The organism is Flavobacterium ardleyense, assembly GCF_042686085.1.
GTDB lineage: Bacteria > Bacteroidota > Bacteroidia > Flavobacteriales > Flavobacteriaceae > Flavobacterium > Flavobacterium ardleyense.
On the sequence record NZ_JBHUOL010000022.1, the window covers coordinates 284,774 to 306,730 of the forward strand.

The 21,957-nt window shown below is 33.3% G+C and carries 21 protein-coding genes and 4 tRNA genes; all 25 read left to right on the plus strand.

Features of this window, described 5'->3' with window-relative positions:
* Positions 1 to 4: 4 nt before the first annotated feature.
* On the plus strand, positions 5 to 835 hold the full coding sequence (locus ACFSX9_RS15170) for a hypothetical protein (protein ID WP_379809200.1): 831 nt from the start codon (positions 5 to 7) through the stop codon (positions 833 to 835).
* A 5-nt stretch (positions 836 to 840) separates the two neighbouring features.
* Positions 841 to 1,659, plus strand: coding sequence for a hypothetical protein (locus ACFSX9_RS15175; RefSeq protein WP_379809202.1), 819 nt, complete (start codon positions 841 to 843; stop codon positions 1,657 to 1,659).
* Positions 1,660 to 1,733: 74 nt separating this feature from the next.
* Complete coding sequence (locus ACFSX9_RS15180) at positions 1,734 to 4,646, plus strand: S8 family serine peptidase (RefSeq protein ID WP_379809204.1); 2,913 nt, start codon at positions 1,734 to 1,736, stop codon at positions 4,644 to 4,646.
* Positions 4,647 to 4,878: 232 nt separating this feature from the next.
* Entirely contained in the window at positions 4,879 to 6,837 is a 1,959-nt protein-coding gene (locus ACFSX9_RS15185; protein ID WP_379809206.1) for a putative porin, read from the plus strand.
* Between the two features lie 209 nt (positions 6,838 to 7,046).
* A complete protein-coding gene (locus ACFSX9_RS15190) occupies positions 7,047 to 8,408 on the plus strand; it encodes a pyridoxal-phosphate dependent enzyme (RefSeq protein WP_379809207.1) in 1,362 nt (453 codons plus the stop codon).
* Between the two features lie 230 nt (positions 8,409 to 8,638).
* Positions 8,639 to 9,916: an erythromycin esterase family protein gene (locus ACFSX9_RS15195; protein WP_379809209.1), complete on the plus strand. Its 1,278-nt coding sequence runs from the start codon at positions 8,639 to 8,641 to the stop codon at positions 9,914 to 9,916.
* A 168-nt stretch (positions 9,917 to 10,084) separates the two neighbouring features.
* Entirely contained in the window at positions 10,085 to 11,353 is a 1,269-nt protein-coding gene (locus ACFSX9_RS15200; RefSeq protein WP_379809211.1) for a DUF2851 family protein, read from the plus strand.
* Positions 11,354 to 11,384: 31 nt separating this feature from the next.
* Complete coding sequence (locus tag ACFSX9_RS15205; protein WP_379809213.1) at positions 11,385 to 11,606, plus strand: PspC domain-containing protein; 222 nt, start codon at positions 11,385 to 11,387, stop codon at positions 11,604 to 11,606.
* A gap of 78 nt (positions 11,607 to 11,684) precedes the next feature.
* Positions 11,685 to 13,505 (plus strand): sodium-dependent transporter, encoded by a 1,821-nt coding sequence (locus ACFSX9_RS15210; RefSeq protein WP_379809214.1) that lies wholly within the window; start codon positions 11,685 to 11,687, stop codon positions 13,503 to 13,505.
* Between the two features lie 31 nt (positions 13,506 to 13,536).
* Positions 13,537 to 13,692 carry a hypothetical protein gene (locus ACFSX9_RS15215; protein WP_379809216.1) on the plus strand — a complete coding sequence of 52 codons (156 nt, stop codon included), beginning with the start codon at positions 13,537 to 13,539 and terminating at the stop codon, positions 13,690 to 13,692.
* Positions 13,693 to 13,703: 11 nt separating this feature from the next.
* A complete protein-coding gene (locus ACFSX9_RS15220; RefSeq protein WP_379809217.1) occupies positions 13,704 to 14,582 on the plus strand; it encodes a ComEA family DNA-binding protein in 879 nt (292 codons plus the stop codon).
* A gap of 36 nt (positions 14,583 to 14,618) precedes the next feature.
* Positions 14,619 to 15,788 carry an acyl-CoA dehydrogenase family protein gene (locus ACFSX9_RS15225; protein ID WP_379809219.1) on the plus strand — a complete coding sequence of 390 codons (1,170 nt, stop codon included), beginning with the start codon at positions 14,619 to 14,621 and terminating at the stop codon, positions 15,786 to 15,788.
* A 362-nt stretch (positions 15,789 to 16,150) separates the two neighbouring features.
* Positions 16,151 to 16,345, plus strand: a complete 195-nt coding sequence (gene rpsU, locus ACFSX9_RS15230; protein ID WP_379809221.1) for a 30S ribosomal protein S21 — start codon at positions 16,151 to 16,153, stop codon at positions 16,343 to 16,345.
* A gap of 67 nt (positions 16,346 to 16,412) precedes the next feature.
* Positions 16,413 to 17,306, plus strand: coding sequence for a tyrosine-type recombinase/integrase (locus ACFSX9_RS15235; RefSeq protein ID WP_379809223.1), 894 nt, complete (start codon positions 16,413 to 16,415; stop codon positions 17,304 to 17,306).
* Positions 17,307 to 17,340: 34 nt separating this feature from the next.
* Positions 17,341 to 17,640 (plus strand): ribosome hibernation-promoting factor, HPF/YfiA family, encoded by a 300-nt coding sequence (gene hpf, locus ACFSX9_RS15240; RefSeq protein ID WP_379809225.1) that lies wholly within the window; start codon positions 17,341 to 17,343, stop codon positions 17,638 to 17,640.
* Positions 17,641 to 17,735: 95 nt separating this feature from the next.
* Positions 17,736 to 17,809: transfer RNA gene (locus tag ACFSX9_RS15245), tRNA-Thr, on the plus strand.
* Positions 17,810 to 17,839: 30 nt separating this feature from the next.
* Positions 17,840 to 17,921, plus strand: a tRNA-Tyr gene (locus ACFSX9_RS15250).
* 69 nt (positions 17,922 to 17,990) lie between these two features.
* Positions 17,991 to 18,062: transfer RNA gene (locus tag ACFSX9_RS15255), tRNA-Thr, on the plus strand.
* Between the two features lie 58 nt (positions 18,063 to 18,120).
* The gene (gene tuf / locus ACFSX9_RS15260) at positions 18,121 to 19,308 is read left to right on the plus strand and encodes an elongation factor Tu (protein ID WP_379809227.1); all 1,188 of its coding nucleotides are present in this window, start codon (positions 18,121 to 18,123) and stop codon (positions 19,306 to 19,308) included.
* Positions 19,309 to 19,358: 50 nt separating this feature from the next.
* Positions 19,359 to 19,430: transfer RNA gene (locus ACFSX9_RS15265), tRNA-Trp, on the plus strand.
* A 15-nt stretch (positions 19,431 to 19,445) separates the two neighbouring features.
* Positions 19,446 to 19,637, plus strand: coding sequence for a preprotein translocase subunit SecE (gene secE / locus ACFSX9_RS15270; RefSeq protein ID WP_379809229.1), 192 nt, complete (start codon positions 19,446 to 19,448; stop codon positions 19,635 to 19,637).
* 9 nt (positions 19,638 to 19,646) lie between these two features.
* Positions 19,647 to 20,198 (plus strand): transcription termination/antitermination protein NusG, encoded by a 552-nt coding sequence (gene nusG / locus ACFSX9_RS15275; protein WP_379809231.1) that lies wholly within the window; start codon positions 19,647 to 19,649, stop codon positions 20,196 to 20,198.
* Positions 20,199 to 20,264: 66 nt separating this feature from the next.
* Positions 20,265 to 20,702 (plus strand): 50S ribosomal protein L11, encoded by a 438-nt coding sequence (gene rplK / locus ACFSX9_RS15280; RefSeq protein ID WP_379809233.1) that lies wholly within the window; start codon positions 20,265 to 20,267, stop codon positions 20,700 to 20,702.
* 18 nt (positions 20,703 to 20,720) lie between these two features.
* Positions 20,721 to 21,410 carry a 50S ribosomal protein L1 gene (rplA, locus tag ACFSX9_RS15285; protein ID WP_379809235.1) on the plus strand — a complete coding sequence of 230 codons (690 nt, stop codon included), beginning with the start codon at positions 20,721 to 20,723 and terminating at the stop codon, positions 21,408 to 21,410.
* A gap of 22 nt (positions 21,411 to 21,432) precedes the next feature.
* Positions 21,433 to 21,930, plus strand: a complete 498-nt coding sequence (gene rplJ, locus ACFSX9_RS15290; protein WP_379809237.1) for a 50S ribosomal protein L10 — start codon at positions 21,433 to 21,435, stop codon at positions 21,928 to 21,930.
* Positions 21,931 to 21,957 lie beyond the last annotated feature (27 nt).

Below are 21,957 nucleotides of genomic sequence, written 5' to 3' on the forward strand. Positions count from 1 at the left end.
TTGTATGAAAAAAATTATTGGAATATTTATTTTAGCTTTCATTGTTTTCTCATGTAGCGAAAATGAAAGTACTCTGTACAATCCAGATGGTCAAGGTTTAATTTATTTTGCAACTAAGACCTCTAAGTTGGATATTGTTTTAGATGGTGAAGGACAAGTTCAAATTGCTGTTAACTCTAGCTCTTTATCGAATGTTGATAGAACAGTAACTATTGAGGTGCTTGCTACTTCAACAGCTGATGATGCTAATTATTCTTTGCCAAGTACTGTTGTTATACCTGCTAATCAATATTCAGGTATTTTAACGATTGATGGTGTTGATGTGACTGCTAGTACCAATCCAGAATTAATCATTCTTAAAATTGTTTCCGTAACAACGGGTTCTAACGTGGTTCTTTCACCTTCAACTCATGAAGTTACTGTAGCTCAAAGCTGTCCTGTGGATCCAACTAAATTTATTGGTGATTATCTTATTGAGGAAATGACCCCATATGTTGATGGTCCTACTTTAAGTGATGGTACAGTTATTGTTTTGAAGCATATTAATGCTAATACTCCTACGACTGAGAGAAAATTCAGTACTAAGAATTATCCTGACTATTGTTCTCCTTTCAGAGATTTCTTTTTCAATCTTTTATGTGGTGAAGTTATAGTTAAAAATAATCAACCTAGTACTTGTACATGTAGTGCTGACGGAATGTTTTTTGGCCCTGCAACAACTCCTGCAACTTTTGACGCAGAAGATGATAGCGAGTTTTTTATGACATTTACAAATGATAGTACAAGTGATTGTGCTCCTTCGAGCCAAACAACTTATAAATTTACAAAACAGTAAGAATTATGAAAAAAATATTAATATTAACGGTTTTGTTGTCTTTAGGGGTTTTTACAGCCTGTTCAGATGACGATTCCAGAAGATTCAGTTCTGATGAAGAAAGTGGATGGGTTCAATTTCGTAATTCTGCTACATTAGGGATTATGTTTATGGAAGACGGGAAAGTTTCAATTCCTGTGGATTTGAAATCACCAGTAAATACTTCTGGCTTACAAGTTGACTATGCTATTACAAATATTGTTGGTACTACCAATGGTGTTCTATCATTTGATAATAAAGTTGTATTTGATAAAGCTACAAATACATCAAGCATTGTTATGAATATGTTAGGTGCTAATTTAGCTAGTGTCATAGAATTTGATGTTACTTTAAGTGGTACGTCTCGTTCAAATGTGACGGTAGGAATTGTTGATAGTGGTGCTAATCTTAAGCCAATTGTTAAAAGAATCAGGATTTGTCCGAGTGATTTGGTAACTAACTACAGAGGTACTTCTGTAGTTGAAGGTGAAGAAGATTTTTTCGGTCCTTGGACTCCTACTATGACGATTGTTCCAGGTGATACTAAAAAGTTTGAAGTAAGCACTCTTTGGGGAGATGGATTTGTTGATTTTCTTACTGGTGGAGCTGCTACTGGTTATGTTTATCCCGGTTTTATCACAATAAATAGTGATAATACAGTAGTGGTGACTAATGTTACTAATACTGCTTTGTATCCAGGAGGAACAGGAACTTACGATCCTTGTACTAGAGTTATTAAGTATAATTTACGTCAAGGTTTATTTAATGGAACATTCCAAGTTGCGGTAGTTTTAACTCCGAACTAATTTCTTTTTAAATTTTATTAAAAGCTGTCTTTTAGACAGCTTTTTTTTATATTTGTAATTATAAAAATATTGATATGAGAAAATATTACTTTTTTGTTGTTTTTCTAGTCGCTACTAATATTTTAGTAGCTCAAAAATCGAGTATCGACAAAGTACTTAGTTCATATGACTTACAGTATCTTAAAAAGCTCGAGTTAAGTTTCAAAGATAAACAGGTTAAAGAACTTGAAAAGGCTAGATTCCTTGCAAACAAGTTTGGCTATTCCGCTGACATTTTAACTAAAAATGGAGTAGATCAACTTGTTGGTCTAATAGGAGACGATCACTTGAAATATTATAGTACTGATAATAATTCTACAGCGGCTAATTCAACTAGAACTAATTATTTAAATAATAATTATAACTTGTTTGGAGCTGGTCTTTTTGTAGGTGTCTGGGATGGCGGTCCGATGAGGATCGGTCATGTAGAATTTGGAGGTCGCGCTTCGATCGGAGACGGAATGTTTGCTCTTAATGAAAATAGTTTTCACGCAACTCATGTAGCTGGAACTATTGGTGCGTCAGGTATAAATGCACTTGCAAAAGGAATGGCTCCACAAGTTAATATTAAAGGATTTGACTGGTTTAACGATATTTCTGAAGTTATAGCGCAAGCACGTATAGGAATGTTGGTTTCAAATCATTCTTACGGAGTTCCTGTAAACAAAGTGCCGTCTTGGTATGCTGGTGCTTATACAAGCGAATCGCGTGATTGGGATGTTATTGCTTTTAATATGCCTTATTATTTAATGGTTGCTTCTGCTGGTAACAATGGAGGTGACGCCAATGCTGCACCACTAGCTACTGGTTATGATAAATTAACAGGAAACAAAGTATCCAAGAATAACTTGGTGATCGCTAATACGCAACAAGCATCTATAGATGCTAATGGTAATCTTACTGCTGTTAATATCAACTCTTCAAGTAGTCAAGGACCTTCTGATGACAGAAGAATAAAGCCAGATATTGCAGGACAAGGATCTAGTATTCTATCAACAGGTGATTCCTCTAATTCTAGTTACCTTACACTGAGTGGAACTTCTATGTCTGCTCCAAATGTTACTGGTTCAATAGTATTGTTACAAGAGTATTTTGAACAGAAGAACAACAGATACATGAAAGCCGCTACATTAAAAGGTCTAGTTTGTCATACAGCAGATGATGCAGGAAGACCTGGTCCTGACGCAGTTTATGGTTGGGGACTTTTAAATTCAAAAAAAGCAGTAGAAACTATTTTTTTTAATGGATTAAGCACTTCAATTGTAGAGAATAACATCAATCAAAATCAAACAATTACATATAAATATAAAGCTACAGGAGCTCCTTTCAAAGCGACAGTTTGTTGGACAGACCCTGCGGGAGTTGCAATTAATGGTGTGTTAAATGGAACTACGCCTGCGCTAGTTAATGATTTAGATGTTAGAATTACATCAGCGGCAAATGAATCATTTTTCCCTTGGAAACTTCAATCTAACCCTGCATTAAATGCAGTAAGAGACGGCGATAATAACGTAGATAATGTTGAGAGCGTTTTAATTGACGCTCCTACTGCAGGTGTTGAGTATACTGTAACAATTACTCATAAAGGTAATTTAGTTAATGGTTTACAGAATTTTTCATTAATAGTTAGTGGAATCGATTCTTCTTTTTCTCTTTTACCTTTAAATTCAGACGAAGAACTTTGTTCAACAGCTAGCGCAGTGTATTCTTTTGATTTCAAAAATGCGACATTTGCGGCGGTTAACTTGCAAGCAACTAATCTTCCAGCTGGAGCAAGTGCTACGTTTAGCAGCAGTAGCATAGCGGTTCAAGGTGTTGTAACTATGACAATTTCTAATTTAGGAAGCGTTCCAAGTGGTGAGTATTTTATCAATCTTGTTGCAACTAAAGGAACAGAAATTAAAACGGTGCCGGTGACGCTGAAAGTATTTAATAGTAACTTTGGTGATGTAAGCTTAATTTCTCCTTTAAATAATTCAACTTCAGTAGCCTCTAATACACAATTTGAATGGGATGTAAATCCAAATGCAACATCTTACATTTTACAAGTGTCTCAGGATGCAAATTTCCAAAGCCTTTTTGTAAATGAAACGGTACTAAGTACATCGTACTTGGTGAATGGTTTAGCACCAAATCAAGCATTTTTCTGGAGAGTTTTACCAGTGAATCTTTGTGGACAAGCACCAACTTCTAATGAAGTAAATAGTTTTAAAACTGCTAATATTGTTTGTGGCGCTAATTATCTTGCAACAGATTTTTCAAATAGTACTATTGGCACCGATGGCTTCGCTGAAGCAATAGTTCCTATTCAGATCACGGAGGATTTTGTTATTGCGGATGTTTCTGTAAATATTAATATTTCACATAGCTCAGTACAAGAATTGAAAGTATTTTTAGAAGGACCCGCATCAATAGGTAGTCCATCAATTTTGCTTATTGATCAAAGCTGTGGAGATTATGCAGATATTGTTGCTGAAATTAAGGATGGCGCTGGTGAAATTAACTGTAATACTTCTAGTACGCCTGCAATTTCAGGAACATTTAAACCAGCAAATACATTGGCAACTTTAAATAATAAAGTTGTTACAGGTGAGTGGAAGCTAAGAGTTGTTGATGGTTTTGAAGCAGATGGTGGAGTAATTAATAGTTTTTCTCTAAATTTCTGTAAAGCGGAAGAAAGCCTTGGATTAGTTGGATTTAATGAAAACTTAATTTCTTTCTACCCAAATCCTACAAGTAACCAGCTTAATGTTGTTTTAAGAGATAGTAAATTTGTTAGCAGTAATACTACTATTTCTGTAGTTGACTTTCAAGGAAGAGTTGTTAAAACTCAGAAAGTACAAGGTGAAGAATCAGTAATAGATGTTTCAAATTTACAATCAGGCGTTTATATGTTAAGAATTAATGCTTTGGGCGCTTCTTATACTAAGAAATTTGTAAAAAAGTAGTCCTTTAAAAGACTGTAATAAAGCATATTTATTGCTATTTAAATCAAAAGCACTTGTGAAATATTTCACAAGTGCTTTTTTAGTAATGAAGCGGTTTTATCTTTCTATAAAATAAGCATAAATTTAACTATCGGTATGACTGTCGAGCTTCCGTAATTTGATGTATTTCTTTTTTTTGTTAAAAGTTTACTTTTTTGATTTTTTCAACTTACTTTTGAATAATTTTTAGCAAATGAATAAATATTTCCTTTTTTTTATATTCTTTTTTTCTGTGTTGTCTTTTTCACAAAAGAAACTAGCGAAAGATGCCTCTATTAATTTAAAAGATAATAGTAAAGCAAAACCTATTGTTAGTAAGCCGTCTTCAGGTTCTGATGCTAATAGTGAAGTAGATCCTAAAGTCAAACCACCCATAGATCTATATAAAATCTATAATCTTCAAAAAGACTCTACTTATGTAGATACCACGTTGACGATTCAAAGCGAGTATAAATATAATTTACTTAGAAAAGATATTTTCGGACTATTGCCTTTTTCAAACGAAGGGCAAACTTATAATACGTTGGATTTTGGACTAATTAAAAAGCGAACGCAGCCAACGATGGGTTTTACAGCGAAGCACTTTAATTATTTAGAATCAGATGATATCAATTATTATTCTGTTCCTACACCATTGACCGATTTATATTTTAAAACGGTAATGGAACAAGGCCAATCACTAGATGCTTTTTTAACCGTAAATACGCAGGAAAATCTTAATTTTTCCATAGCTTATAAAGGATTGCGTTCCTTAGGTAAATATGTGAATTACTTAACCAGCTCAGGAAATTTCAGATTTACCAGCAGTTATTTTACGAAAGACAAACGCTATATTTTAAACGCACATTTTACAGGGCAAGATGTTTCTAATCAAGAAAATGGTGGAATTATAAATACCAATGACTTTGAGTCTGGCGATGATAGATTTAAAGATCGAAATCGTATCGATGTCTATTTTGAGGACGCCACTTCTATGTTAAAAGGAAATCGATTCTTTGTAGATCATTCCTTTAAATTAAGTAAAACAAACCCAAATAGTTTGATGTTTACGCACCAATTCGAATACGAGTACAAGTTTTTTGAATATACGCAACCAACCGTTAGTTCAAGATTTGGTACTTCTTACTCCAATAGAATTAGCAACAAAACACGCTATAACCAAATGTATAATAAGGTAGGCGTGGCTTATACCACAAAATCGTATGGCGATTTATCATTTTTCATTGATGATGCCAATTATAATTATTACTATGCTAGCGTAATTTATGGAAATACAGGAGCAATTGAAATTCCTAATTCCATTGCAGACCGAATCAATATGTTCGGAGGGAATTACACGTATCGCATCAAAGATATTCTTACCAACATTACCGTTTCTCAGTCTATCAGCGAACCTTCGATTTCAAATATTGAAGCCAATGCAAAATACAGATTAAATGATGCCATTGCATTCGAATTCAATTACAAGAAGTTAACCAGCTTGCCAAACTTGAATTACACTTTATACCAAAGTAATTACATCAATTACAATTGGTACAACAATTTTAAAACCGAAAAAACCAACGAATTTTCTTTTGCAGCAAATACAAAATGGGTTAATTTATCGGCAGAATATAAAGTCTTAAATGATTACCTATATTTTGACAATACTACAAACGATATCACTTCTTTACTTATTAAACCGGTTCAGTACGATAAAACAATCAATTATTTGTCAGTAAAAGCTAGTAAAGAAATCAAGTTTTGGAAATTAGCTTTAGATAATACCGTACTTTATCAAGCGGTAGATCAAACTGATAATGTACTAAATGTGCCACAAATTACTACAAGAAATACACTTTATTTTTCGGATTACGTTTTCAAAAGAGCCATGTTAATTCAAACCGGATTCACATTTCAATATTTCACAAAATATTACGGAAACGATTACAATCCACTAATCGGAGAATTCTATGTGCAAAACGAGAAGAAGATTGGCGATTTTCCTATGGTCGACTTCTTCATCAATGCCCGAGTGCGTCAAACGCGTTTGTTCCTAAAAGCCGAACATTTTAACTCCGCAATGACTGGAAATAATTTCTACTCAGCACCAAATTATCCATATCGTGATTTTATGGTTCGCTTCGGATTGGTATGGAATTTCTTTAAATAGAAACGAATTGCTAGGGCTTTATTTGGTTTCCTTATTCCTGCTGTCCGTTATAGTCCCGATTCTGAAAAATCGGGAGCTACCACTCCCATCAGGGTTAGGCAGGATTCCATTTTCTTTTTTGTATTCGTAATATTCATACTATCTTTGCAAAATAGTTTAGATAGCATCACAGCGTTCTAAATTCAAACTTCTAAATTCTAAATTTTAAAATGAAATACGCAAAAAATATATTAGAAACCATTGGAAATACACCTTTGGTTCAGTTAAATAAAGTAATTGCTGGCGTTGATGCTTTAGTATTAGCTAAAGTGGAAACCTTCAATCCGGGAAATTCTGTAAAAGATAGAATGGCGGTTAAGATGATCGAAGATGCAGAAGCAGACGGTCGTTTACAACCAGGCGGAACCATCATTGAAGGAACATCAGGAAATACTGGAATGGGTTTAGCTTTAGCAGCAATTGTAAAAGGCTACAAATGTATTTTTGTAATTTCTGATAAACAATCAAAAGAAAAAACAGATATTCTTCGTGCAGTAGGAGCAAAGGTAATTGTTTGCCCTACAGATGTGGAACCAACAGATCCTCGTTCTTATTATTCAGTTTCTAAAAGATTAGGAGACGAAATTCCAAATTCTTGGTACGTCAACCAATATGATAATCCCAGTAACGCTATCGCACATTACGAACAAACAGGCCCAGAAATTTGGGAACAAACCGAAGGGAAAATTACTCATTTTGTAGTAGGTGTTGGAACCGGAGGAACAATCTCTGGAGTTGCCAAATATTTAAAAGAAAAAAATCCAAACATCAAAATTTGGGGAATTGATACATACGGTTCAGTTTTTAAAAAATACCATGAAACTGGAATTTTTGATGAGAACGAAATTTATTCCTACATCACAGAAGGAATAGGTGAAGATATTTTACCTAAAAACGTTGACTTTTCATTAATTGATGGTTTTACAAAAGTTACCGATAAAGACGCTGCAGTTTATACTAGAAGAATCGCCTTGGAAGAAGGTATTTTCGTTGGAAACTCTGCTGGAGCAGCTGTAAAAGGTTTGTTGCAATTAAAAGAACACTTTACTCCAGAAGATGTAGTTGTGGTCTTATTTCACGACTCAGGAAGTCGCTATGTTGGAAAAATGTTTAATGATGACTGGATGCGAGAAAGAGGTTTCTTAGATGAAGAAATCACAAAAGCAGAAGATTTAATCAAAGGACATATCGAAAAACCGTTAGTAATTGTTCGTACAGAAGAATTAGTTTCCCACGCAATTGAAAGAATGAGAAAATACAAAATCTCACAAATTCCAGTTGTTGACGTAAACGGATTCGTAGGTTCAGTAGATGAATCAGATTTATTCCAAAGTTTCATTACCGATAAAAATACAGCGGAACGCCCAATTAGGGAGGTTATGGGAAAACCATTTCCAATCGTAAAAATAGGAACGCCAGTTGAAGAAGTTTCAAAATTAATTACTAAAGATAATCAAGCAGTATTAATTGATTTAGGAAATGGAAATCATCATATCATCACTAAATATGATATTATAGGTTCTATTCAATAATTTTAAATTCTGAAACAAGTTCAGGATGACAATTGCATCTTTGACAAGTTGATTTGATACTTTTGAGCAATATAAAGCTCTGAATTTGTCATGCTAAACGTGTTTCATCTTCTCACTAAAATCAAATAAAAATTATAAATAAAGAAAGCTAAAGTATTTTGTCAAGCTGAACTCGTTTCATCTTCTCATTAAGTTTAAATAAGTTTTTAAAACGAATAAAATCTTTAAACATGAAAAGAATTAATTTTTATTGGATAATCTATTTTATTACTGTAGCGTGTTATGCACAAATTAACACCATAAGTAAGCAAGATTTTGAATCTTCAAATTTTCAAAATACGGTCTTAAAAAATGATTTAAAAGAGGTGAGAATAATTGGTCTTGGCGAGCCAGCACATTATATGGGAAACACTTTTGTTTCAAAGATAAAACTAATAAAATACTTACATGAGCATTGTGATTTTGACGTTATAGCTTTTGAATCTCCAATGTATGATTTAGACAAATATTACATTGAATATATAAAAACCAATAAAGTAAACGCTAATCAATTTCTTGCTGCAGGTCAGGTTTCTAATATCTGGAGAACGGATGATATGATTGAGCTTTTTAAATATATTTTAGAAACTCAAAAAACAGACAGACCTTTAATCTATGAAGGGTTTGATGAGAGCTTATTTTACAATAATGTAAACTATACCATTGTAGATGATTATAATACATTTATTAAAAAGCTAAACATAGAAAGTGATTCTAAAATCCAAACTGACTCAATTTTTGATTATGCTTTAATGGATACGGCGAAAAAATGCTACTATTTTAATAAAGTTAATCCAAATGATACTTTAGTATTATATAACACCTTCAAACAAGTAAGCAATTCTTTGGATAAAATTAAAAGCAAAGATGTTTATTTTCTTTTTTGGGAAAGAATGACAAACAATATCCAATCTATTTATCGTAAAAATTACCATCTTGCAAACCGTGATTATGAAATGGCTAAAAACTTAAGTTTTCTAGCAAATCATAAATACCCAAACAAAAAGATTATGCTTTGGGGAGCGACCATGCATTTTTTGGAAGATGTAAATAAATTATATTTTAAAGATAAAGTAAACAAACAATCCACAGGATATTATATAAAAAAAGAGTTTGGGGATAAATATTATCATTTAGCTTTTATACCAGCAAAAGGAGTTACAGGTATGAAGGGTTATCTTGGATTAATGAAACGTAAAGTAAAGGCAAAAAAAGGGAGTATCGAAAGATATATATTGGAAAAATATAATCCTTATGCTGCTTTTATTTCGATTAGAAATGAACCTAACAAAACAGAGTTGTTAGAGAATAATGTATCAAAATCCTTACTGGTCGGTTTAAAACAATATAATGTCGATATTACTTCAGTTGTTGATGGTTTTTTCTATATAAAAGAAGAAAAACTATTACAATATAATATTTTGGTTAAGTATTATGAAGATTTAAAAGCAAAAGAAAGTCATAAATAATTAAGCATTTTCAAGCTTATTTGATAGGTGATTTTAATGCCCTTTTTGCTGTCGCTGCCGTAAAGAGACTTACTAATGCGATAGTTACGATTTTTTTTCATTTCAAGAATATTGAATAACCAAGATAATTTTTTTATATTTGTTATTCAATACTATACGCCATACAAAATGAAAGAAGATTATTTGCACCACTTGTGGCAGCATAAGAAATTTGCTGTTACGGATTTAAAAACTACTACAGGAGAGTCAATTCAGATTCTAAATTCCGGACAATATCTACAACTAGCCGGACCTGATTTTTTCAATTCACAAATTATCATCGGCCAGCAAAAATGGGCTGGGAATGTCGAAATTCATCTCAATTCTTCGGATTGGTATGTGCACAATCACGAAAATGACAGTAATTATGATTCAGTCATTCTACACGTAGTTTGGGAACACGACACACCAGTTTTTAGAAAAGACAACTCTGAAATTCCCACATTAGAGCTAAAAAATTACGTCGCACTTGCTGATTTAAATAAATATCAGTCGTTACTTGCTCAGAAGGAATGGATTTATTGTGAAAACGATATCGCTTCAGTAACTGATTTTATTTTTAAAAATTGGGAAGAAAGACTTTATTTTGAACGTCTAGAAAGAAAATCTAATGAAATCTTGCAGTTGTTAAAAGAATCTAATAACGATTGGGAAGCCGTATTATTTTGTCTGTTAGCGAAGAATTTCGGGTTAAATACCAATGGAAATTTATTTTTAAAAATGGCAAAATCGTTTCCTTTTACAGTAATTCGGAAAGAATCGACTTCGGTTGAAAGCCTAGAAGCTTTGTTTTTTGGTCAAGCTAATATGTTAGATTATGATTTTCAAGATAGTTATGTAATCGGCCTTCAAAAAGAGTTTGATTATTTAGCGCACAAACATAAATTTCAAAAAAGTATATTTGAGAACGTTGAGTTTTTTAAACACAGACCTGATAATTTCCCAACGATTCGTTTGGCACAACTAGCAGCTTTATATCACAAAGAGCAAAATTTGTTTTCGAAAGTAATGGCTACAGCTTCAATTGAGCAAATTTATGATTTATTCAAGCTAGAGATCAGTAGTTATTGGGAAACGCATTATAATTTTGACAAGAAAAGTGTGCAGAAGAAAAAGAAAATGACAAATTCCTTTATTGATTTGATCATTATAAATACTATAATTCCAGTAAGATTCGCTTATGAGCAAAGCATTAATAAAGAGACCTCACAAGAAATTATTGATTTGGCTATAGCAATTCCGCCAGAGAAAAATATAATTGTAGATAAATTTAAGGAAATTGGTGTTCATTCTAAAAATGCATTTCAAACGCAAGCTTTGTTGCAACTTAAAAAAGAATATTGTGAACAAAAAAAATGCTTACAATGTGCAATAGGTGTTCATTTGCTTAAAAATTAATTGTATTTTTGAAAAACTAAAAATCTACTTCATGATCCAAAATTTATTACACTTTTTTGAAAAGCATGGTTTTTTTGTGGCTTCGAGATTAGCGGATAGATTAGGCATGCGCGCTACTAATGTGCGACTGTTTTTTATCTATATCTCTTTCATTACCGTGGGGTTAGGTTTTGGATTTTACCTAACACTAGCGTTTCTTTTAAAATTAAAAGATATGATAAAAACTAAGAGAAGTTCAGTTTTTGACTTGTAAAATTACATTAAATGTAAGTTTTATTTGTTTTTTAGATTGTTTTCTTATCTTTGAAAAATTAACAACCAATATAACTATATGTCTACAAAAGCAGATTCTTGGGGATCCCGAGTTGGGCTAATTTTAGCAATGGCGGGAAATGCCGTTGGATTAGGAAACTTCCTTAGATTTCCAGTACAAGCAGTTCAAAATGGAGGAGGAACCTTTATAATTCCTTATTTAGTTTGTTTTCTAGTAATGGGTATTCCATTATTATTCATTGAGTGGTCTTCGGGAAGATTCGGTGGAAGATTTGGAAACCACAGTACGCCATACATTTTGGATTCTATGGTTAAAGGTCGGCTTTGGAAATACGTTGGAGTATTTGGAATTTTCACCAACATTGCTGTAGCTGCTTATTATTGTTATATTGAATCTTGGACAATGTCTTACGTGTATCACACCATATCTGGTACATTTGATAATATGAGTCAAGGTGAAGTTGCAGGGTTTTTTAACTCATACGTTGATATTGCTCAGTCTACAACTGGTATTCCTTATGAAGCGGTTGTTTTTTATGTTTTATGTCTTCTTTTAAATACTTTTATTTTATCTAAAGGTTTAGGTGGTATTGAAAAAGTAGCAAAAATAGGAATGCCATTATTAATTCTTTTTGGAGTGGTTTTAGCTGTGAGAGGTTTAACACTTGGTACTTCAGGAGCTTCAGATATTTTTCCAGATGCAAATGCTTGGGATGGTTTAAACTTTCTTTGGACACCACAATATGATTCGCTAACAAGTTCAAAAGTTTGGTTAGCAGCAGCGGGTCAAATATTCTTTACTTTATCTGTAGGAATGGGGACAATTCACTGTTATGCAGCGTATTTAAAATCAAAAGATGACATTGCTTTAAATGCAGTTTCTGCAGGATTCATGAATGAGTTCGTAGAAGTTGTATTAGGAAGTTTAATTGTAATTCCTATTGCAGCAGGTTATTTAGGTTTGGATTGGGTAATTCAAAACGCAGGTTTTGGAATGGCTTTCCAAACAATGCCGTATCTGTTCCAACAATGGGGACCAGCATTAGCTATTGTAGCTGGAGTTTGTTGGTTTGGGCTGTTGTTCTTTGCTGGTATTACTTCTTCATTAGCAATGGGAACTCCTTGGATGGGATTCATGCAAGATGAGTTTAACTGGAGTAAAAATAAAGGAGCTTGGTCTTTTGGTGGTTTAGTGCTAATAATGGGATTGCCCACAGTTATTTTCTACAAAGAAGGACTTTTTGATCAGTATGACTATTGGGCAGGAACAGTAAGTTTAGTAGTTTTTGCGTTCTTAGAAACAATATTATTCTCTTATATATTTGGAATTAAAAAGGGTTGGGCAGAAATTAACATGGGTGCTGATATCAAAATACCAGGTATTTACAAGTATATTATTTTAGTTGTCACACCATTATTATTAGGATGGGTTCTTGTGTCAAGTATTCCAGATTGGATTGAAAAAGTACAAGATGCTGATACAAATAATAAAGAATGGTTTGCAAGTGAATACTACGCTGAGAATTTTGAAAGCAAAGGAATTGAAAACGGAGTAGTGGAAGAGGCTTCAGATAAGCATGTTAAGCTTTCTTTTATGGATACCAAAAAAGTATTTGATAAAGAAACCGAAAGAATAAAGCAAGTTGAATTTAAAAATTATAAAGAGTATACTTTTGATGCAGACAAGAATCAAATCGTAACGGTTAAAAAAGGCGATATAGTAAAGCCTAAAGGTGTAATTGCAAAAGGAGATTTTACAAATGATACTTTATATAAATTTATGGGTAGAATGTTGTTACTTTCTTTATTCGCATTTATTAGTTTAATTGTTTATTTTGCGTACAAGAAAAGAGCAAGAGAAGGTAGAGCTACATTGTAGTCAATAGTAATAATATTATAAAAAAAACGATATGAATACATCAGCATTAATAACAATGATATGTGCTCAAGGAATTGTAATTTCTTTTGCGGCTTATTTTTTCTATAAAGTTTTGACTATACCGCCAAAGCAAGAGCCAGATTCTTTCTCTGAAAATGATGATGAATTAGTTAGAAAAGAAGATTAATATCAGATACAATGAATAAAATAAAATCCTACTTCCTGTTTTCAAGAGAACACCGAAGTGGGATTTTCTTGTTGTTTTTCTTAATTATTGCAGTGCAATTAGCATATTTTTTAGTTGCAGATAAATTATTTGAAACTAAAAAGCCGAAAGAAGATTTGGTTTGGCTAGCGATGCAAAATGAAATTGATAGTTTAAAACAAATTGGTAGTACTAAAAAAGATACCATTTATCCTTTTAACCCTAATTTCTTAACCGATTACAAAGGATATAAATTAGGCTTGTCCGTTGCAGAAATAGATCGATTGCATGCCTTTCGCAGTCAAAATAAATACGTTAATTCCGCTCAGGATTTTCAAAAAGTAACACAGGTTTCTACCGAGTTGCTAAACAAACTTTCGCCTTATTTTAAATTTCCAGAATGGGTCACTAATAAAAAAACGTATGCTGGTGACAAATTCCAAAAATTCCCTTCAAAAGAAAAAGTGCTTATAATACAGAAAGATTTAAACACGGCGTCAAGAGAAGATTTAATCGCCGCGTACGGAATAGGAGAGAAGCTAGCGGATAAAATTTTACTCGAAAAAGATAAATTTGGTGAGTTTGTAAGCATCGAACAACTCGAATTTATATGGGGAATTAGTCCTGAAGCAATCGCGGATCTCCAAAAGCGATTCTTTGTTAAGAATACTTCTTCACTTAAGAAAATTGCGATTAATGATTTGTCTATAAAAGAATTAGCAACCTTTCCTTATTTTAATTATACCCTTGCAAAAGAAATTGTTATCTATAGAACTATGAATAATGGAATCAAGAAAATTGCGGATTTAACAAAAATTAAGGGAATGCCTAATGAAAAATTAAAAATAATCGCCTTATATTTGGAATTCTAAAAAAACACCAAAAAACAACATAACAATTTTAAGAATATGAATTCATTATACTTCACAGAAGAGCACGAATTATTTAGGAAAAGTTTCCGCGACTTTTTACAAAAAGAAGTAGTACCTCACATTGAAAAATGGGAAAAAACAGGAACCATCGAACGCTTTATTTGGAAAAAATTTGGCGAAATGGGTTTCTTTGGAATAAATTATCCTGAAGCTTATGGCGGCATGAATTTAGATTTATTCTATTCAGTTATCTTCTTAGAAGAACTTCAAAAAGTAAAATCTTCAGGTTTTGCCGCTGCTATGTGGGCGCACGCTTACTTAGCAATGACTCATTTAAATGCAGAAGGAAGCGAACGCATTAAACAAGACTATTTAGCACCAAGTATTGCTGGTGAAAAAATTGGAGCCTTGTGTGTAACTGAGCCTTTTGGTGGAAGTGATGTAGCAGGAATGCGTACAACAGCAGTTAAAAAAGGAGACAAATATATCATTACAGGTTCTAAAACTTTTATTACCAATGGTGTTTATGCAGACTATTATGTAGTTGCTGCTAAAACAAGTCCAGAGTTAGGGAACAAAGGGATAAGTATCTTTTTATTAGACAGTAATTTACCAGGAATATCTGCAACTAAATTAGATAAATTAGGTTGGAGAGCTTCTGATACGGCGGAAATCGCTTTTGATAATGTAGAAATTCCGTTAGAAAATTTAATGGGCGAAGAAGGAAAAGGTTTTCCATATATCATGCAACATTTTGCTTTCGAACGTTTAATTATGGCAATTAATGCACATGCAAGAGCGGAATATGCAATTGAATATACCATTGAATACATGTCACAACGTGAAGCATTTGGAACTACAATTGATAAATTCCAAGCATTAAGACATACAATCGTGGAGCATGCAACTGATGTTGAACACTGTAAAGTGTTTAATTACGCGGCAACAGCAAGATTAGATAAAAAAGAATATGTAGTAAAAGAGGCTACTATGGCTAAATTAAAATCTACAAAAGTAGCAGATGAAACCATATACAGCTGCTTACAAATGCTAGGTGGTTATGGTTATATGGAAGAATATCCATTAGCTCGTTTGTTGAGAGACAGTCGTTTAGGGCCTATCGGAGGTGGAACTTCTGAAATCCTAAAAGAAATTTTATCAAAAATGATAATCGACAAGCAAAATTACAAACCAGCAGTAAAGTAAAGCTGAATTTTGAGATTCTGAACTATTTTCAGAATCTCAATTTATGTTTATGAATAGAATTAGTCTCCATTTGTGATCCTGAATAGGATTGGTCTCCATGTGTGATCCTGAATAGGATTAGTCTCCATTTGCCATCCTGAATTTATTTCAGGATCTAGGAGCTATTTCCAGCTATCCACTATATCTTTTTTAAATTCCCATGGGTTTTCTCCCATGGGAATTCAAAAAAGGATACCGTTCCTATCTGGGCTAGGGCTTTTGTTTTTAAATCATATTTTGTTTTAAAAGAATTGAAAAATAATAACTAAAGCCCAATAATAATTTGTAAGTTTGCATCCTTAATGAGAGGAGGTGTCAATATTATGTTAATTATACCAATTAAAGACGGAGAAAATATCGATAGAGCATTAAAGCGCTATAAGAGAAAATTTGATAAAACAGGAACTGTTCGTCAGTTACGTGCACGTCAAGCTTTCATGAAGCCATCTGTTGCAAACAGAGCTAAATTAGGAAAAGCTGCTTACATTCAAAACATGAAAGATAATTTAGAGAATTAATCATTTTTGAATAAACTATATCAACCGCTAGATAATAAAGTGTAACTTTGTTTCTAGCGGTTTTTTTATGGCAACTAATTTACAAGCATATCAAGATTATTTAGTTAAGGAAAAGAATTATTCTCCTTTAACTGTTCAGGCTTATTTGGCAGATATTTTTTCTTTTCAGGATTATTTAATATCAGATCAAGAAGGATTAAAATTAGAAGAAGTCAGTTATTCCCAAATCCGCAGTTGGATTGTTTTTTTAGTAGAAAGTAATATTTCAAATGGTTCTGTCAACCGAAAAATATCCGGACTAAAATCGTTCTATAAATTTCTTTTAAAAATAAAACAGATTTCCATAAATCCATTGCTGAAACACAAGTCGCTTAAAACGGCTAAAAAAGTCCAAATTCCATTTTCCGAAAAAGAATTAAAAGATGTTTTTGAATTTAATGAGTATGAACGTAATTTTGAAGGAATTCGTAATCAATTAATCATAGAGCTTTTCTATACTACAGGAATCCGAAGGGCTGAAATGATCAATCTAAAAATACACTTTGTCGATTTTTCGCAAAAAAGTATAAAAGTAATAGGGAAAAGAAATAAAGAGCGTATTATTCCTCTTTTGGATTGTACCTTGGAGCTGATAAAGCTATATGATCAGCAACGAAATCATTTAGAAGTGGTTAATGATAGTGAGGTGTTAATTTTATCAAAAAGCGGTAATAAAGTAAGTGAATCGTTTGTTTATCGTTTAATAAATGAGTACTTTGGTACTGTCTCACAAAAAACAAAAAAGAGTCCACACGTTCTTAGACATTCATTCGCTACCCATCTTTTAAATAATGGGGCGGATTTGAATTCTGTTAAAGAGTTATTAGGTCATGCCAGTCTGTCGTCCACTCAGATATATACGCATAGCAGTTTAGCTACGCTAAAAAAAGTATATCAAGAAGCACATCCTCGGAACAAATAGTAACTCAATGTATAACCTATTTAATTGAAATGATATGAAAGTTAATTTGCAAGCAGTAAATTTTAATGTTGACAAAAAGTTAGTAGATTTTATTCAAGAAAAGTTAGATAAATTAGAAAAATATTACGACAAGATTGTTTCTGCTGAAGTTTTCTTAAAATTAGAGAACACCAGTGATAAAGAAAATAAAACAGTTGAGATAAAAGTTATTGTCCCTGGAGATGATTTTATTGTAAAGAAAACCGCGAAATCATTTGAGGAAGCAGTTGATTTGTCTGTAGATTCATTAGAGAGATCGATAGTTAGGAGAAAAGAAAAACTAAGAGCGAATTGATATTCGAAAAAAAAACACGAAAAATGTTTTGAATCAAAAATAAATTATATACATTTGCAGTCCGTTAGAAATAGCGGACTTTTTATATTTAAGTTGCCGGTGTAGCTCAGCTGGCTAGAGCAGCTGATTTGTAATCAGCAGGTCGTGGGTTCGAGTCCCTCCACTGGCTCTGAGTTTAACAACTATTTATAAAAGGTTTGGGGAGATACTCAAGCGGCCAACGAGGGCGGACTGTAAATCCGCTGATTACATCTTCGCAGGTTCGAATCCTGCTCTCCCCACGGAATATGAGTTTAGAACTCTTTATTTAGTTTTCTGAATTCCGGGTTCTAACGTCTGAACACACAAAAGCCGGTGTAGCTCAGGGGTAGAGTGCTTCCTTGGTAAGGAAGAGGTCACGGGTTCAATTCCCGTCATTGGCTCATAGAAATTATTTTTTGAACACTAATATATAACACTAAGATTAAAAATTATTAAATCATGGCAAAAGAAACCTTTGATCGTTCGAAGCCCCATTTAAATATTGGAACTATCGGACACGTTGACCACGGAAAAACAACGACTACTGCAGCTATCTCTAAAGTTTTATCAGATGCTGGTTTTTCAGAAGCAAAATCATTTGATCAAATTGATAACGCTCCAGAAGAAAAAGAAAGAGGTATTACAATTAATACATCTCACGTAGAATATGCTACAGCAAACCGTCACTATGCTCACGTTGACTGTCCAGGTCACGCGGATTACGTGAAAAACATGGTTACTGGTGCTGCTCAAATGGATGGAGCTATCCTTGTGGTTGCTGCAACTGATGGGCCTATGCCACAAACAAGAGAGCACATCCTTTTAGGTCGCCAAGTTGGTATTCCTAGAATGGTTGTTTTCATGAACAAAGTGGATTTAGTTGATGATGCTGAGTTGTTAGAGCTTGTTGAAATGGAAATTAGAGACTTATTATCTTTCTATCAGTATGATGGTGATAATTGTCCAGTTATTCAAGGTTCTGCTTTAGGAGCATTGAATGGTGAAAAACAATGGGTTGACAAATTGTTGGAATTAATGGAAGCTGTTGACGTTTGGATCGAAGAGCCAATTCGTGATACAGAAAAACCTTTCTTAATGCCAGTAGAGGATGTATTTACAATTACAGGACGTGGAACTGTTGCTACAGGACGTATCGAAACTGGAATTGCTAATACTGGAGATCCAGTTGAAATTATCGGTATGGGAGCTGAAAAATTAACTTCTACAGTTACAGGAGTTGAGATGTTCCGTAAAATCCTTGATAGAGGAGAAGCTGGTGATAACGTAGGTATCTTGTTAAGAGGTGTTGCGAAAGAGGATATTAAAAGAGGAATGGTTATTATTAAGCCAGGATCTGTTAAACCACACGCTCATTTCATGGCAGAGGTTTATATCTTGAAAAAAGAAGAAGGTGGACGTCATACTCCATTCCATAATAACTACCGTCCTCAGTTTTATGTACGCACAACTGACGTAACGGGTACTATTTCTTTACCAGCAGGTGTAGAGATGGTTATGCCTGGTGATAACTTAACTATCGATGTAACGTTGTTAAGCCCTATCGCTTTATCAGTAGGTTTACGTTTTGCTATCCGTGAAGGTGGTAGAACAGTAGGTGCTGGTCAGGTTACTGAAATTTTAGACTAATTATTAGTCAATAATAATTTAAACCAGCAGTTCGCTGCTGGTTTTAACATACGGGCGTAGTACAAGGGCTAGTATAGTGGTCTCCAAAACCATTGATGGGGGTTCGAATCCCTCCGCCCGTGCAAATAAAGATTAAGATGAAAGTAGTTAATTACGTATCTGAGGCATTTCATGAATTAAGATCAAATGTTACTTGGCCAGAATGGCCAGAAGTGCAACGTTTGACAATTATTGTTGCTATATTTTCAATTGTTTTCGCATTATTAACTTGGGGTGTAGATACCGTATTTAGTAAAGCACTTGAAAGCTTTTTTAATATTTTAAAATAATTCTATAAGATGGCTGACAATAATGTGAATAAATGGTATGTGGTAAGATCTGTAAGTGGTCAAGAGAATAAAGTTAAAGCTTACATTGAGACAGAAACTGCTAGATTAGGAATGGCAGATTATATTTCTCAGGTTTTAGTGCCTACAGAAAAGGTTATTCAAATTAAAGACGGAAAGAAAATAGCGAAAGAAAAAGTTTATTTTCCGGGCTACATAATGATTGAAGCAAATTTAACTGGAGAGATTCCTCATATTATTAAATCAATTCCTGGTGTTATCGGTTTCTTAGGAGAGGTTAAAGGCGGAGACGCTGTTCCTTTAAGACAATCAGAAGTTAATAGAATGTTAGGAAAAGTAGATGAATTATCTATTAAAGAAGACAGTATGTCTATTCCATTTTCTATTGGTGAAACAATTAAGGTTGTTGATGGTCCTTTTAATGGTTTCAACGGAACTATTGAAAAGATAAATGAAGAAAAGCGTAAACTTGAAGTAATGGTGAAAATTTTCGGAAGAAAAACACCTTTAGAATTAAGTTTTATGCAAGTTGAAAAAGTATAATTAGGTTATATATATAAACCACATCAATCGCTTCCAATTGATAGATGTGCTAAATTTTTTTAAAAAATGGCAAAAGAAGTTAGTAAAGTAGTTAAACTACAAGTTAAGGGAGGTGCAGCGAATCCATCGCCACCGGTTGGACCTGCTTTGGGGGCTGCTGGAGTTAACATCATGGAGTTCTGTAAGCAATTTAATGCTAGAACTCAGGATAAACCCGGCAAAATTTTACCAGTACAAATTACTGTGTATAAAGACAAGTCTTTTGACTTTGTTGTTAAAACGCCACCTGCTGCAATCCAATTATTAGAGGCAGCAAAATTAAAGTCTGGTTCAGGTGAACCTAACCGTAAGAAAGTAGCAAGTGTTACTTGGGATCAAATTAAGTCTATCGCTGAAGACAAAATGCAAGATATGAATGCTTTTACATTAGAGAAATCTATGGGCATGATTGCAGGAACAGCTAGATCTATGGGTATAACAGTAACAGGGAATGCTCCTTTTTAATCGTAAAAAGAATTAGACATGGCAAAATTGACAAAAAAGCAAAAAGAGGCTGTTTCAAAAATTGAAAAGAATAAACTATACAGTTTAAAAGATGCTTCGGCATTAATTAAATTAGTTGCTTCTGCAAAATTTGATGAGTCTGTTGATATCGCAGTAAGATTAGGGGTAGATCCTAGAAAAGCGAATCAAATGGTAAGAGGGGTTGTAACATTACCTCATGGAACTGGTAAAGATGTAAGAGTATTAGCTCTTGTAACTCCAGATAAAGAAGCTGAAGCTAAAGCTGCTGGTGCAGACTACGTAGGTTTAGATGAGTATCTTCAAAAAATTAAAGATGGTTGGACAGATGTTGATGTTATTATCACTATGCCAGCTGTTATGGGTAAATTAGGTCCATTAGGTCGTATTTTAGGACCTAGAGGTTTAATGCCAAACCCTAAAACAGGAACTGTAACTATGGACGTTGCTAAAGCTGTGCAGGAAGTAAAAGCTGGTAAAATTGACTTTAAAGTTGATAAAACTGGTATCGTTCATGCAGGAATAGGTAGAGTATCTTTTGATGCTGATAAAATCTATGAAAACGCATACGAAATTGTACAAACATTAATCAAAATAAAACCAACTGCAGCTAAAGGTACTTACATTAAGTCTATTCACTTATCTAGTACACAAAGTCCTGCTATTGCCTTAGATCCTAAAGCAATATAATTGGTAGTTAAAAATTTTTAGTATGACTAGAGAAGAAAAATCAATCGCGATTAAAGATTTAACTGCACAGTTAGAAGGTGTTAATGTTATCTATTTAGCAGATACATCAGGACTTGATGCAGATACTACTTCAAATTTAAGAAGAGCTTGTTTTAAAGCAGGTATTAAATTAGAGGTTGTTAAGAACACATTGTTGGCAAAAGCAATGGAGGCTTCAGATAGTGATTTTGGTGATTTATCTACAGTTCTTAAAGGAAATACTTCTATGTTTATTGCTGATACCGCAAATGGTCCAGCAAAAATCATTAAAGAATTCCGTAAGAAAGGTTTAAAGCCATTATTCAAAGGAGCTTATATTAACCAAGAAATTTATATCGGTGACGAATTATTAGACAGCTTAGTTGCTATCAAGTCTAAAGAAGAACTTATCGGAGAACTTATTGGATTATTACAGTCTCCTGCACAAAGAGTTATTGCAGCTCTTCAAAATCAGCCTAGTAAGGAAGATTCAGCAGAATAAGAAGTACGCACTTAATAAATTATATTT

Excerpts from the sequence above, each read along its gene's own strand:
- hpf (WP_379809225.1), top strand. The coding sequence starts at position 17,341 with ATGAAAGTTAATTTGCAAGCAGTAAATTTTAATGTTGACAAAAAGTTA.
- ACFSX9_RS15180 (WP_379809204.1), top strand. The coding sequence starts at position 1,734 with ATGAGAAAATATTACTTTTTTGTTGTTTTTCTAGTCGCTACTAATATT.
- rplK (WP_379809233.1), top strand. The coding sequence starts at position 20,265 with ATGGCAAAAGAAGTTAGTAAAGTAGTTAAACTACAAGTTAAGGGAGGT.
- ACFSX9_RS15200 (WP_379809211.1), top strand. The coding sequence starts at position 10,085 with ATGAAAGAAGATTATTTGCACCACTTGTGGCAGCATAAGAAATTTGCT.
- ACFSX9_RS15220 (WP_379809217.1), top strand. The coding sequence starts at position 13,704 with ATGAATAAAATAAAATCCTACTTCCTGTTTTCAAGAGAACACCGAAGT.
- ACFSX9_RS15235 (WP_379809223.1), top strand. The coding sequence starts at position 16,413 with ATGGCAACTAATTTACAAGCATATCAAGATTATTTAGTTAAGGAAAAG.
- rplJ (WP_379809237.1), top strand. The coding sequence starts at position 21,433 with ATGACTAGAGAAGAAAAATCAATCGCGATTAAAGATTTAACTGCACAG.
- ACFSX9_RS15175 (WP_379809202.1), top strand. The coding sequence starts at position 841 with ATGAAAAAAATATTAATATTAACGGTTTTGTTGTCTTTAGGGGTTTTT.
- rpsU (WP_379809221.1), top strand. The coding sequence starts at position 16,151 with ATGTTAATTATACCAATTAAAGACGGAGAAAATATCGATAGAGCATTA.
- ACFSX9_RS15195 (WP_379809209.1), top strand. The coding sequence starts at position 8,639 with ATGAAAAGAATTAATTTTTATTGGATAATCTATTTTATTACTGTAGCG.
- rplA (WP_379809235.1), top strand. The coding sequence starts at position 20,721 with ATGGCAAAATTGACAAAAAAGCAAAAAGAGGCTGTTTCAAAAATTGAA.
- ACFSX9_RS15205 (WP_379809213.1), top strand. The coding sequence starts at position 11,385 with ATGATCCAAAATTTATTACACTTTTTTGAAAAGCATGGTTTTTTTGTG.
- tuf (WP_379809227.1), top strand. The coding sequence starts at position 18,121 with ATGGCAAAAGAAACCTTTGATCGTTCGAAGCCCCATTTAAATATTGGA.
- ACFSX9_RS15225 (WP_379809219.1), top strand. The coding sequence starts at position 14,619 with ATGAATTCATTATACTTCACAGAAGAGCACGAATTATTTAGGAAAAGT.
- ACFSX9_RS15170 (WP_379809200.1), top strand. The coding sequence starts at position 5 with ATGAAAAAAATTATTGGAATATTTATTTTAGCTTTCATTGTTTTCTCA.
- secE (WP_379809229.1), top strand. The coding sequence starts at position 19,446 with ATGAAAGTAGTTAATTACGTATCTGAGGCATTTCATGAATTAAGATCA.
- ACFSX9_RS15210 (WP_379809214.1), top strand. The coding sequence starts at position 11,685 with ATGTCTACAAAAGCAGATTCTTGGGGATCCCGAGTTGGGCTAATTTTA.
- ACFSX9_RS15185 (WP_379809206.1), top strand. The coding sequence starts at position 4,879 with ATGAATAAATATTTCCTTTTTTTTATATTCTTTTTTTCTGTGTTGTCT.
- ACFSX9_RS15190 (WP_379809207.1), top strand. The coding sequence starts at position 7,047 with ATGAAATACGCAAAAAATATATTAGAAACCATTGGAAATACACCTTTG.
- nusG (WP_379809231.1), top strand. The coding sequence starts at position 19,647 with ATGGCTGACAATAATGTGAATAAATGGTATGTGGTAAGATCTGTAAGT.
- ACFSX9_RS15215 (WP_379809216.1), top strand. The coding sequence starts at position 13,537 with ATGAATACATCAGCATTAATAACAATGATATGTGCTCAAGGAATTGTA.